The sequence below is a fragment of the Pseudarthrobacter sp. SSS035 genome (genome assembly GCF_023273875.1).
Lineage (GTDB): Bacteria > Actinomycetota > Actinomycetes > Actinomycetales > Micrococcaceae > Arthrobacter.
The window spans coordinates 3113912-3127295 of sequence record NZ_CP096882.1 but is presented as its reverse complement, the minus strand read 5'-3'; the positions used below and the strand labels follow the sequence as shown (position 1 = coordinate 3127295).

Sequence of the window (13384 nt, the reverse complement as noted above, 5' to 3'; positions counted from 1 at the left end):
CATATGCGCGTCATAGGGTCTTCCGCGCGTCAGCTAGCCGATAGCCCGGACCCTACGCTCCGACTGCGGACACTGCGGCGGCCACGGCGGCCTTGATGCGCGTGTGGAGGGCGCGGAGGCCAACACGGTCGGTGCGGACTTCGATGATGCTGCGCCCCGTCAACGGTGCGGCGAGCGCCTCGGCCAGTCCCGCCGTCGTACCTACCGAGCAATGCCCGACGCCGTACGCTGCGGCGAGTGCCGCGATGTCCACGCTGTGGGGGGTGCCGAAGAGCCGCTCGACGGCGTCCGTGTAGCGTCCGGATTCACGCACAGCCCCGTGCTCCAGCAGATCAAAGATGGCCCCGCCGGCGTCGTTCAGCACCACGATCCGCAGGTCCGGCGAAGGTTCGCCGGACCCCAGGAGCAGGCCGCCGGCGTCATGCAGGAAGGTGACGTCGCCCAGCAGCAGCGTGGTGTACTGGCGGCCGCCGATGGCAATCCCGGTGGCAGTGGAGATGGTGCCGTCGATCCCGGCGAGGCCGCGGTTGGCGTAGACAGTGGCGGCTGGCTCGGCGGCGGGCAGGCCAGCCAGGTCAACATCGCGGATGCCGTTGGAGGATCCCAGCATCAACTGGCCTCGGGCGTGCTGCCAGACCTGGGCGCCCACGGAGGGTCCGGAAGCGGCGGGCTCGGCGGCCAGGACGCCGTCGAGGGCGTGCTGTGCGGCGGCCCCGGCCAGCAGCCAGGTATCCAGCCAGTCGGACGGGCCGCGGCCGGCGAAATCGGCGAGATCGGCCAGGTTCTCCAGCGGAAGTTCAGTGCGCCGGCCGGGCTGGTACCAGGCCACGGGAACCGGCTGGTACAGCGCGGACGGCACGTCGGCACGCTCCAAAAGCGCGGCAACCGGACGGGACAGCGTGGGCCGGCCGAACATCACCACCCGTTCGATAGGCAGCGCGGACGACGTTCCGAAGTGTTCCAGCAACAGCCGGTACGGGCCCACGGCGTTGGGGCCGAAGCGGGCGTTTGAGGATGGCTCCGCGAGCAGCGGCAGGCCGTGAGCGCGGGCAAACGCCTCGGCGACCGGCCCGGCGTCGTGCCCTGCCAGCACCACGGTGCGCCTTTCCTCCAGCGAGGCAGGGGCGGGCGGCAGGTTCATGGTGAGCGGGTCGGTGCCGATCCGGAACCTGGGATGCCCGGCCGCCGTCGGAAGCCCCTCCCCCGGCGCGGGAAACAGCGGGTCGCGGAACGCCAGGTTCAGCTGGACGGGCCCGGGTGCGAGGTCGGAAAACGCTCCGGTGGCCGCGGCCAGCGCCGTTTCCACCGCGCGCAGCGGGTTGCTGCCGGCCGGGACGTCGGCGGCGAAGCGCACGTGCTCGCCGAACAGGTCCAGCTGGATGGTGGTCTGGTTGGCGCCGGTCCCTTGCAGCTCTTCGGGCCGGTCGGCTGACACCACCACCAGCGGAACGGCGGCGTGGTTGGCCTCCATCACGGCGGGCATAAGATTCCCGACGGCGGTGCCTGAGGTGGTGAGGACGGCCGCCGGAGAGCCGGTGGACAAGGCCAGGCCCAGGGCGGTGAAGCCGGCGGAGCGTTCGTCGATGCGGACCAGGAGGTCCACGCGGCCGGCCGCTTCGGCCTCGGCCAGGGCGTAGGCCATGGGGGCGGAACGCGATCCGGGCGAGACCACCACGTACTGGACGCCGCCGTCGATCAGGGCGTCGACGGCGATCCGCGCGGCGGCGAGGGAGTTCAGGGAAGTCACCGAACCAGTTTGCCATCCTGCGGACGCCCGCCTGTCCCGGGACTCCCGTGCGCAGGTACTAAGCGCATAGACTCGGACCAGAAGGAGAATCACATGGCAAAGGGCCCCACTGTTTACCACGTCGCCGAACGCGCGGGCGTCTCCATCGCAACCGTCTCGTTTACCTTCCGGCAGCCGGAGAAGGTCAAGGCGTCCACCCGCGAACTGGTGCTCGCGGCTGCCGACGAATTGGGCTATGTGCCCAGTGCCAGCGCCCGCGGACTCGCACGCGGCAGGACCGGCGCCTTGGGCCTATTCGCCTACGACTACCTGTTGGATCCGTCGGGAGGCCCCGGCGCCCACGGCGGGTTGTCGCAAGAAGTGGACGCAGCGGGTGACCGCGAGGAAGGAAACCTCCGCCTGTTCCCGTTGTACGTGGACGAGGTCCAGCGCGGCGTTGAACTCGAGTGCTGGCGCCGTGGGCAGGCGCTGCTGGTTGGCGGCGGCAATCCCGCCAACAACGAGGCGGTGCTGTCCGATATTGCCGGCAGGGTTGACGGGCTGGCCGTTTTTCCGCGCTCGGTTCCCGTCGAAGCCCTGGCCCGCATAGCCCGCCTCATCCCCGTGGTGGAGGTCTCGGAGAGCCTGCGCAACCGGGGTATGGATCATGTGACCGTGGACAACGCTTCCGGAGCGCGTGCAATCACGGAGCACCTGATCAACGTGCACGGACTGACCGAGCTGATGTTCATCGGCGCCATGCCGTCATCGGACAATGACGAACGGCTAGAGGCATTCCGGGGCGCCCTTGCCGCTGCGGGCGCGAAGATGAGGCACGAGCCCCGGTATCCATCGGGCGGCGAGCTCACTGTCGCAGAAACGGTCCGGACCATCTGCCAGCAGGGCTCCCTGCCGCAGGCCTTTGTCTGCGCCACCGACCAGGATGCGCTGGTTGTTATGGATGTGCTGGCTGCGTGCGGCGTTAATGTGCCGAAACACGTGGCCGTGACCGGCTTCGACGGCATCGCCGCGGGGCGGGTCATCCGGCCCTCCCTGACCACAGTGCGGCAGCCCATGGAACGGATGGGCCGCACCATGGTGGAGCTACTCCTGGACAGGCTCGACCACCCGGACAAGCCTCCGGTGGACCTGAAACTTCCCGTGCGAGTGGTGCTGCGCGAAAGCTGCGGCTGCCGGCCAGTCTAGACCTGCGAGCCAGGAGCGCCAGCACCGCCACCGCACGACGGCGGGGCCTCAAGTGTCCGCTCGCGCAGGTGGCGCCACAAGCACACACGGGGCCTCAAGTGTCCGTTCGGGAGAGGGGCCTCAAGTGTTCGTTCGCGCCCAAACAGTTGAAGAAACTTAGCGCCAGCTGTTGCCAACATCACATTCAATGCGCTTAGATTGACCTTACGAACCGAATCAAAGCGCTTAGATATTTCCTCGCGGGATGGCTCCACCTCTCCTGCTCCCTCCGCGCCGTGCCACTTACAGGCCCGCGGAACCACGAAAGGAACAATGATGATCCATCCGAATGCCAAGAAGGCAGCAGCCGTAGGCATCGCCGCCGCACTGCTCCTGACCGCCTGCGGCAGGGACTCCGCCGGCCCCGCCGCATCGTCCCCGGCCGAAGCCATTGCCTCCGGACCGGCGTCGGGCACCATCACCTTGTGGGCGCAAGGCAGCGAAGGCGAGGCACTGCCCGCACTGCTGAAGGAATTCGAATCAGAAAACCCCGGCGTCAAGGTCAACGTCACGGCCATCCCCTGGGACGCCGCCCTGAGCAAGTACCAGACCGCCATCGCAGGCGGCACCACACCGGACGTCGCCCAAATGGGCACCACCTGGATGGGCGACTTCGCCGACTCCTTCGACGCCACACCGAAGGAGATCGACGCCAGCGACTTCTTCCCCGGATCGGTGAAGTCCACCGAAGTCGAAGGAACCACCTACGGCGTGCCCTGGTATGTCGACACCCGAGTGGTCTACTACCGCAGCGACCTCGCGGAGAAGGCCGGCATCACCAAGGCGCCCGAAACCTGGGATGACTTCAAAACCCTTGCCACGGCACTCAAGGAAAAGGCCGGGGCAAAATACGGAGTCCAGCTGCCCGCCGGCGTCGCCGGCTCCTACCTGGACACCCTCCCCTTCCAGTGGTCCAACGGCGCGAAGCTGATGAACGACGACGGCACCAAGTGGACCCTCGACACCCCGGAAGCGGCTGAGGCGCTGAAGTACTACGCCAGCTTCTTCGCTGACGGGCTCGCCTCCAAGGCCGTGTCCACCGGAACTACTGCCGAAGCATCCTTCGTGGACGGTTCCGCCCCCATGATGATGAGCGGCCCGTGGCACGTCGGCCTGCTCAACAAGGCCGGCGGCCCAGGCTTTGAGGACAAGTACAAGGTTGCCCCGATGCCCAAGGAGAAGACCTCAACGTCCTTCGTGGGCGGCTCCAACCTGGTGGTCTTCAAGAAGTCCGAGAACCGCGATTCGTCCTGGAAGCTTCTCCAGTGGCTGTCCAAGCCCGAGGTCCAGCTCAAGTGGTACAAGGCCACCGGTGACCTTCCCTCGCAGCAGAGCGCCTGGAAGGACCCGTCCCTGGCCGACGACAACAAGCTCTCCGTCTTCGGCGAGCAGCTGAAGACCACCAACAACCCACCGGCCGTTTCCACCTGGACCCAGGTTGCGGCAGCCGCGGACAGCGAAATCGAACAGATCGTCAAGGCCGGCAAGGACCCCGCCGAAGCCCTGAAGTCGCTGCAGCAGGCCGCAGATTCGATCGGCACCGGGAAGTAATAGTGGCTGCCACCACCAACCCGATGCCTGCCGGCACCTCAAGGGGTGCCGGCAGGCCTCCGGCCCGCGCAAAGGCCAGACCAGGCGGCTCGCGCCGGCGACGCAACGCCGTAACGGCATGGCTGTTCGCCGCACCGTTCGTCCTCATCTTCGGCGTGTTTATGCTGGGCCCGCTGGTGTCGTCGTTCCTGATGTCCTTCACGGATTTCACCAGCCGCGACATCGGCAACCCGCTATCTGTGGGATTCGTAGGACTTGACCAGTACGTTGCCCTCTTCAAGAATCCGCAGTTCCTGCACTCCGTCCTGAACACGGCCTACTTCGTGCTGGCCGGCATCCCCCTCACCACTGTCCTGGCGCTGGCCCTCGCGGTCGCCCTGAACAACGGGATCACCCGCTTCCGCACGGCCTTCCGCGTGGGCTTCTACACTCCCGTGGTCACCAGCATCGTGGCCGTGGCCGTGGTGTGGCGCTTCATCCTCCAGCCGGACGGCCTGCTGAACCTCATGCTCAGCTGGGTGGGCATCGCGGGCCCGGACTGGCTCAACAGCACCACCTGGTCCATGCCGGCCCTGATCCTGCTGGCCGTGTGGCGCAACCTCGGCACCCTGATGATCATCTTCCTGGCCGGGCTCCAGACGGTCCCCACGGACATCCTGGAGGCCGCCGAAGTGGACGGCGCCAGCCCCTGGCAGCGGTTCATGAAGATCACCCTGCCCATGCTCCGCCCCACCCTGCTCCTCGGCACGGTCCTGCTCTCGGTGGGCTTCCTCCAGTTCTTCGAGGAGCCGTTCGTGATGACCAAGGGCGGCCCGCTGGACTCCACCCTGTCGGTGAGCTACTTCACGTTCAACCAGTTCGGGTTCGGCAAATACGGGCTCGCCTCGGCCGCCAGCTATGTGCTCTTCGTGGCCATCGCACTGTTGAGCCTGATCCAATTCCGTGCCCTGCGATCCAAGGACTGAGGCCATGACCATCCCGGAAACCGCACCCACCATCCCACGCGAAAAAGCGGAACGCACGACGGCGGGAGGCACCCAGGTGCCGGCGTCGCCGCCCGCCCCGGCCCGCCGCCGTCGTACTGGCCGCCGGCTGTCCACGCGCCGGGCGCTGATCTACGCGGCCCTCCTGGTGGCCGTGACCGCCACGCTGCTGCCGTTTGCCTGGATGCTGCTCGGCGCGTTCAAGACCCAGGGCGAGCTGCTCCGCCGGCCCATCACCTGGTGGCCGGAGCAGCCCACGCTCGAGAACTTCGTGGCCTGGTTCACCGAGCTGCAGATCGGCACGTTCTTCCTTAACAGCGTTGTGGTGGCCGTGTTCACGGTGCTCGGCAACCTGCTGTTCTGCTCGATGGTGGGCTATGCGCTGGCGAAGATGGATTTCCCCGGCAAACGTTTCCTGTTCCTGCTGGTGATGGTCATGCTGATGGTCCCGGGCGTGGTGACGTTTGTGCCGCTGTTTGTCCTGGTCAGCAAGCTGGGAATGGTCAGCACGTACCCGGCCCTGATCCTGCCGTTCCTCGCCGCGCCGATGGGGGTGTTCCTGATGCGGCAGTTCATCGCGGGGATCCCGGATTCGCTCATCGAGGCCGCCCGGATCGACGGCGCCGGCGAGCTGCGCACCTTCCTGCGGATTGTGATGCCGCTGTGCGGACCGCCGCTGGCGACGCTCGGCATCCTGACCTTCCTCGGTTCCTGGAACAACTTCCTGTGGCCGCTGGTGGTGGCGCAGAGCGAGGACATGTACACCCTGCCCGTGGCCCTTTCCCTCTACTCCACAGGCCAGAACGCCACGGACTACGGCCTGCTCCTGGCCGGCTCGGTGCTGGTGATCACGCCCATCATCCTGCTGTTCGTTGCCCTCCAGAAGTACTTCGTCCAGGGCGTCGCGGCCACCGGCATCAAGTAGCCGCTCCCCTGCCCAACCTCTCCGAGAGAGCCCCATGACTGCACAAACCCAGAATCAAGCACGCCCCGGGACGTCCGTCGCCGACGGAAAAGCGTTCCGGGACCTCAACGGCAACGGGATCATGGATCCCTTCGAAAACCCGGAACTCAGTCCGCAGGAACGCGCTGCAGACCTGGTGGGCCGCCTCAGCCTTGAGGAAAAAGCCGGGCTGATGTTCCACACCGTGATCGAAACCGGCCCGGACGGATCCCTCCTCGAGCAACCGGGCAACATCAGCAAATCGCCCACCAGCACCGTGATCCATGCCAAGTTCATGAACCACTTCAACATCCATGCCCTCGGCACCGCCCGGGAGGCCGCCCGCTGGAGCAACGCCCTGCAGGAGCTGGCCGCGCAGACCCCGCACGGCATCCCCGTGACCATTTCCACGGACCCGCGGCATGCCTTCATCGAAAACTCCGGGGTCTCGTTCACCGCCGCCCACTTTTCCCAGTGGCCCGAGCCGATCGGCCTGGCCGCAGTGGGCAGCGCCGACCTGATCCGCCGCTTCGCCGGGATCGCACGGCAGGAGTACACCGCCGTCGGGATCCGCGCGGCCCTGCACCCCACCGTTGACCTGGCCACCGAACCGCGGTGGTGCCGGCAGGCCGGGACCTTCGGACAGGACTCGGAGCTCAGCTCGAAATACGTGGTGGAGTACCTCCAGGGGTTCCAGGGCGCGGAACTGGGGCCGGACAGCGTTGCCTGCACCACCAAGCACTTCCCCGGCGGCGGTCCGCAGCGTGACGGCGAGGATGCGCACTTCCCGTACGGCCGCGAACAGGTCTACCCCGGCGGCCGCTTCGACGAGCACCTGGCCCCGTTCCGGGCCGCGATCGCCGAAAATACCAGCGCCATCATGCCCTACTACGGCATGCCCGTGGGCGTGGAACTCGACGGCGAACCCGTGGAGGAGGTCGGTTTCGGCTACAACCGGCAGATCATCACCAACCTGCTCCGGGACAAGCTCGGCTACGACGGCGTGGTCCTCAGCGACTGGGAACTGGTCAACGACAACATCGTGGGCGACCAGGTCCTGCCGGCCCGGGCCTGGGGCGTTGAACAGCTCACCGCGCCCGAGCGCATGCTGAAGATCCTCAACGCCGGCGTGGACCAGTTCGGCGGCGAGGAATGCACCGAACTGCTCATCGGCCTGGTCCGGGACGGGCTGGTCAGCGAGTCACGTTTGGACGAGTCCGCCCGGCGGCTGCTGCTGGTGAAGTTCCAGTTGGGCCTCTTCGACAACCCGTTCGTGGACGAGGATGCCGCGGCCAGCATCGTGGGGAATGCCGAATTCCGGCGCGAAGGACACCGCGCCCAATCCCGGTCCGTCACGGTGCTCACCAACGGAACGTCCGACGTCGGGACCTCCCTTCCGCTTTCCGGCTCACCGGCCGTCTACCTTGAGGGCCTGGACCCGCAGAGTCTCGAGGGTTTCGGCACTGTGGTGCAGGACCCTTCAGCGGCCGATGTCGCGATCATCCGGCTGCACTCGCCGTGGGACCACCGGGACGATCTGTTCCTGGAGCAGCATTTCCATGCGGGGAGCCTGGATTTCCCGCCCGGGCTGGTCTCCCGGCTCCGCACCCTGGCCGAAAAGGTACCGCTGGTCATTGACGTACGGCTGGACCGCCCGGCAATCCTCACACCCCTGACCGGCTTCGCGTCCGCCGTGGTGGGCACGTTCGGCGTATCGGACACGGCACTCCTGGACGCTGTGTTCGGACGCATCGCTCCCGAAGGACGCCTGCCGTTCGAAATCCCGCGGTCGATGGATGCCGTGCGGGCATCCCGGCCCGATGTCCCCGGCGATACCGCCGATGCCCTTTTCCCGTTCGGGCACGGCCTCAGCCTGCCGGCGACACTAACAACGGACACGTTAGGACAGAACTCATGAACCAGCACGTTGAGCCGAACCCCAGAATCTCCAGCGCCACCCGCCGTCAGCTTCTGGCCGGTGCGGCAGCGTTCGCCGTCTCTGGCATCGCCGCGGCCACCGCGGCACCGGGCTACGCCGCCCAGCTTGCGGCGTCGGCGACGTCCGGCGGGGTATCGCCGCTGTCGCGTCCCCGGAACAAGGAGGGCATCGACCGGAAGATCATCAACCGCTGGGCGCACGACACCTGGCAGTCCCTGGTTGCGATGACCGATCCCGCAACAGGCCTGCCGGCGGACTACATCGGCGAGTCCATCACCGCACCCAAGCGCAGCGGTTTTACGTCGCCCACCAACATCGGCGGCTACATGTGGAGCACCGTGGTGGCCCGGGAACTGAACATCATCAGCGCCCACGAGTGCCGCGAGCGGCTGACGCGCACACTCACCACGTTGGTGGGACTGAAGCACCACGAGCCCAGCGGCATGCTTTACAACTGGTACGACGAAGCCACCGGTGAGGTCATCACCGTCTGGCCGGAGAACGGGAACCCTGTGGCGCCGTTTATGTCCAGCGTGGACAACGGCTGGTTCGCCGCCGCCCTCATGACGGTTCGCAACGCCGAGCCGCAGGTGGCCGGCCTGGCGAACACCATCCTTGGCAGGATGGATTTCGGGATTTTCTACAACAAGGACGCCCGGCCCGGGGTGGCCGCCGGCCTGCTGCGCGGCGGGTTCTACGACGTCAAACCGCCGGTGGAAACCGTCCAGGGCAATTACCTCGGCAAGGGCCCCGACGTTTTCTACACGATGAACCACTACGACGTCACCAACTCCGAGCCGCGCATCGCCACCTACATCGGCATCGCCCTGGGCCAGCTTCCGCCCGCGCACTACTTCGCCACCATGCGGGTCTTCCCGGACACCTGCGACTGGTCCTGGCAGGAGCAGAAGCCCATCGGCGAGCACCGGACGTACCACGGCATCGACGTCTTCGAGGGCGCCTACACCTACCGCGGCATGCGGATCGTGCCGAGCTGGGGCGGGGACATGTTTGAGTCGCTGATGCCAGATCTCTTCGTCCCGGAATCCGACTGGGCGCCGAAGGCCTGGGGTGTCAACCACCCCCTGACCGTCCGGGCGCAGCGCGAGTTCGGCCTGGACGACGCCAAGTACGGCTACTGGGGCTTCTCCCCCGCCAGCCACCCCAACGGTGGGTACTCCGAGTGGGGCATGGACATCCTGGGCATGAGCAGCGACGGCTACCCGTCCGACGTCGAACGCACCAGCGTGGACGTCGGCTTCGAGGGCTGCCGGCCGGCCACGAACCCGACGCCGGCCTGGGGCGACGGCGTGGTGACGCCCCATGCGGCGTTCCTCGCCATGGAATACGAACCCCGTGAGGCCTACGACAACCTGGTGAAGATCGAGAACAACCTCGGCGCCTACGGCCAAGGCGGATTCTTTGATGCCGTGGCCGTGAAGTCCGGCACCATCGCCCGGCGGTACCTCTCGCTGGACCAGGCCATGGTGCTGGGCGCCATCGGCAACGTGTTCGGCAACAACGTGATCCGCCGCAACTTCGTCCAGGGCGAAGTGGAGGCGGTCATCAGGCCGCTCATCGCCGAAGAGGAGTTCGGCGCCGGCCTGATCGCCTAGGACGCTCTCTCCCGTTTCCCACGTGTTGCTCTATCACTTACAGTCCCTAAAAGGCCGGCAAAGGGACCAAAAGTGATAGAGCAACGGGTCAGTAGGAGGGACGCGGACTTAGCCGCGGAACACCTGGACCACTGACGGACGGGGCGCGCGCGCCTGGCCGCGGGCCGGCGTCGTGCCTTCCGCAACATAGTCCGGGAAGAAGGAGTGCTGGTCCGCGAACGAGCCTTCCTCACCCGGGTGCTGCACGGACACGAACACGTTGTTCTCGTCGTCGTGGACGATCGGTCCGCAGGTTTCGCCTTCCTTGGGCACGGCCAGGAACTGCTCCACCTTGCCGCGCTCGGCGCCTTCGAGGGTGACCTTGAAGAGGCCGTCAGCCTTGCCGATGCCGGCGGGGGCGCCGTCGGTGGAGATCCACAGGTTGCCCACGGAGTCGAAGGCGAGGTTGTCCGGGCAGGAGATGGGCGAGACCTTGTCCACCGGGAAGCCGGAGAAGTACGTGACGTCGCCGGTGGAGGGATCGCCGCAGACCATCAGCAGGTTCCACGTAAAGGCAGTGGAGGTCTGGTCCCCGGTTTCGGTGATTTCCACGATGTGGCCGTCGCGGTTGGCGTTGCGGGGGTTGACCTCGGTGGCGCCTTCCTTGCCAATCTTGCCGCGGTCCGAGTTGTTGGTGCAGGCCACGTAAACCTTGCCGGTGTGCAGGCTGGGCTCAACGTCCTCGCAGCGGTCCATCTTGGTGGGGCCAACCTTGTCGGCGGCGAGGCGGGTGTAGACCAGGACCTCTTCCACGGTCATGCCGTCGACGACAGACTCGCCGTTGACCACCAGGGGCAGCCACTCGCCCGTACCGTCGAACGAACCGTCAGCGGGAACGTTGCCAACCCCGGTGATTTCAGCTATGGGCGAGTTGCCCTTGAACTTGGCTACAAACAGGTCGCCGGCGGAGAGCAGCGTCATGTTGTGCGCCCGGTCGCCCTCTTTGTAGTAGTCCTTCGAGACGAACTTGTACAGGTAGTCGAAGCGCTCGTCGTCGCCGGAATAGGCCACCACCTTGCCCGACTCGGCAACGATGACGTTGGCGCCCTCGTGCTTGAAACGGCCCAGCGAGGAGTGCTTCTTCGGGGTGGACGTGGGATCGAACGGGTCAACTTCCACGATCCAGCCGAAGCGGTTGGCTTCGTTTTCGTAGCCGGCGTTGCGGGTGTCGAAGCGCTTGTCATCAATTTCCCACTGGCGTGCTGTGGCCTTGTTGGTGAGGCCGTAGCGCTTGTCGCCGGCGGACGTGCCCGGGGAGACGAAGTAGCCGTTGAAGTTTTCCTCGCCGGACAGGATGGTGCCCCACGGCGTGGTGCCGCCGGCGCAGTTGCCCAGGGTGCCCTTGATCTTGCGGCCGCTCGGGTCCGCGACGGTCTTGACCAGGGCGGAACCCGCGACGGGCCCAGTCAGTTCGTAGACCGTGTTGTTCAGGTACCGGCGGTTCAGCGGCGCGCCCTTGACGTACGTCCACGGCTTGGTGGTGTTCTTGCGCTCCAGCTCGACGACGGTCAGCCCGTGCGCAGCGGCCCCCACCGCGCGGACGTCGGCAGCCGGCATGGTGGCCGGGAACATGATGTTCTCGTTCGTGTATTCGTGGTTGGCGAACAGCACGGCGCGGCGGCCCTTGGTGTTCGGAATCTCCAGGATGTCCGTGTAGTCGTTGTTGTAGCCGAACTGCTTCTCCTGCGCGGCGGCCGTCTGGTTGTTCAGATCGAAGTCCGGCGTGCCGTTGAAGATCGGGTCGCCCCAGCGGATCACGGGCTGCCAGGTGAAGCCTTCCGGCACGGTGAACGCGTCGACGGCGGCATCCACCGGAGCGATCGGCGTGAACTTCAGCTTCGACTTCGCGAAGCCTTCCTTCGCGGCGGGGGCCAGCCCGGGGCCGCCGGCAAGTGCCGGTTCCGCGGAGGTAATGGCGCTGCCAAGTACGACGGCGAGCGCACCGGCGGCGCCGAAGCCCAGGGCGGCGCGGCGCGACATGGTGGCGGACGCGATGTCCCGGAAATAGCTGTTGGAGCTGGTGTTGCAGACATCGCCGGCGCAGGCGTTGTCGCACTTCAAGGCGCACGTGACTGCGCTGCGCTTGCCCTTGGTGTGGCCGAGCATGGGCAGCAGGGTGAACTTGCGGGCTGTCGTTTCAGACAAGGGGTGCCTCCAAATTTACGATCGGGTCCCGGCCACCCTTTCAGCCGCTTCCGACGCCCAGCCGTCAGCCGGGTGAAGTTCCGGTTAACCCGCGGTGACCTGCAGGGATTCCCATCGATTGCTCCGTAAGCGCCCTTTTCAGCCCGCAAAAGGGCCGTTACGGAGCAGTCGATGCTGCCAGGAGGGCGTGGACCCTGGCGAGGCGGGCCAGCCACCAGTCGCGGCGTTCCGGGGAAGCCGCATACTGCTCCAGCAGCCCGGCGTCGGCGGTGACCTCGCGGAGGCGGATGGCGCCGTCGTCGGCCACCAACGGATCCAGCGTGATGTCCGAGGTGAACAGCGACACCGTCCCCAGCCCGCACGCATACGGCAGCTCGGGCAGGGCAGCGGCCAGAGCCAGCCCGGCGCGGATGCCTACGGAGGTGTCCAGCGCGGAACTGACGACGGCGGGGAGCCCAGCCTGCGCCACGATGTCCAGCGCACGCCGCACTCCGCCGAGCGGCGCGACCTTTACAACCAGCAGATCCGCCGCGCCTGCCCGCGCCACCTTGAGCGGATCGGATTCCTTGCGCACGCTTTCGTCGGCCGCGATCAGCACCGGCGTTCCCGCGGCGCGCAGCTGCCGCCGCACCTCGGCGAGCCCCTCAATCGACGGCACCGGTTGCTCGGCGTATTCAAGTCCGACGGCGGCGAGCCGGGTGAGTGCCTTCACTGCGGTAGGCACGTCCCAACCCCCGTTGGCGTCGACCCTGATGGCGGCGTCCGGCAATGCGGAACGGACGGCGGCCACCCGGGCGGCGTCGTCGTCGAGCGTCTGCCCGCGCTCGGCCACCTTGACCTTGACGGCGTCCACCCGGCCGAACCGTGCCAGGACCTCCGGCACCCGGTCCGCGGAAACGGCCGGAACGGTGGCGTTGACGGGGATCACGGAACGGACCGGTGACGGGAAGCCGTGCCAGCCGGCCTCGATGGTGGCGGCGAGCCAGCGGGAGGCCTCGGCGTCGGCGTATTCGGGGAACGGGCAGAACTCGCCCCAGCCGAGTGGGCCGCGCAGCAGCAGCGTTTCGCGTTCCATGATGCCGCGGAACTTCACCCGCATGGGCAGGCTCACCACGTGGGCCGTGGCGAGCAACTCGTCAAGGGAAGGGAAGGCGGGCGGGACTGAAGGAGGCATGCGTTCACTGTACAAGCGGGCAC

General features: G+C 67.0%; 9 protein-coding genes. 6 read left to right on the top strand and 3 right to left on the bottom strand.

Annotated elements, in window-relative coordinates; all coding sequences use genetic code 11:
* Positions 1–52: 52 nt before the first annotated feature.
* Complete coding sequence (gene menD, locus MUN23_RS14465; RefSeq protein WP_248759274.1) at positions 53–1747, bottom strand: 2-succinyl-5-enolpyruvyl-6-hydroxy-3-cyclohexene-1-carboxylic-acid synthase; 1695 nt, start codon at positions 1745–1747, stop codon at positions 53–55.
* A 93-nt stretch (positions 1748–1840) separates the two neighbouring features.
* On the opposite strand from menD, the gene MUN23_RS14460 reads away from it, so the two are divergent.
* From MUN23_RS14460 to MUN23_RS14435, 6 genes are all read left to right on the top strand, one after another.
* A complete protein-coding gene (locus MUN23_RS14460; RefSeq protein WP_248759272.1) occupies positions 1841–2932 on the top strand; it encodes a LacI family DNA-binding transcriptional regulator in 1092 nt (363 codons plus the stop codon).
* Positions 2933–3247: 315 nt separating this feature from the next.
* Positions 3248–4522, top strand: a complete 1275-nt coding sequence (locus MUN23_RS14455) for a sugar ABC transporter substrate-binding protein (RefSeq protein WP_248764093.1) — start codon at positions 3248–3250, stop codon at positions 4520–4522.
* A 23-nt stretch (positions 4523–4545) separates the two neighbouring features.
* On the top strand, positions 4546–5487 hold the full coding sequence (locus tag MUN23_RS14450) for a carbohydrate ABC transporter permease (protein WP_371876041.1): 942 nt from the start codon (positions 4546–4548) through the stop codon (positions 5485–5487).
* 4 nt (positions 5488–5491) lie between these two features.
* On the top strand, positions 5492–6430 hold the full coding sequence (locus tag MUN23_RS14445; RefSeq protein ID WP_248759269.1) for a carbohydrate ABC transporter permease: 939 nt from the start codon (positions 5492–5494) through the stop codon (positions 6428–6430).
* A gap of 34 nt (positions 6431–6464) precedes the next feature.
* Positions 6465–8366, top strand: a complete 1902-nt coding sequence (locus MUN23_RS14440; RefSeq protein ID WP_248759267.1) for a glycoside hydrolase family 3 protein — start codon at positions 6465–6467, stop codon at positions 8364–8366.
* On the top strand, positions 8363–10003 hold the full coding sequence (locus MUN23_RS14435) for a glucoamylase family protein (protein WP_248759265.1): 1641 nt from the start codon (positions 8363–8365) through the stop codon (positions 10001–10003). The genes MUN23_RS14440 and MUN23_RS14435 overlap by 4 nt, the downstream gene beginning before the upstream one ends.
* Positions 10004–10111: 108 nt before the next feature.
* Here the strand turns inward: MUN23_RS14435 and MUN23_RS14430 are convergent, their stop codons facing one another.
* Positions 10112–12187, bottom strand: a complete 2076-nt coding sequence (locus tag MUN23_RS14430) for a PhoX family phosphatase (RefSeq protein WP_248759263.1) — start codon at positions 12185–12187, stop codon at positions 10112–10114.
* A gap of 157 nt (positions 12188–12344) precedes the next feature.
* Positions 12345–13361, bottom strand: coding sequence for an o-succinylbenzoate synthase (locus MUN23_RS14425; protein WP_248759262.1), 1017 nt, complete (start codon positions 13359–13361; stop codon positions 12345–12347).
* Positions 13362–13384: the final 23 nt, after the last annotated feature.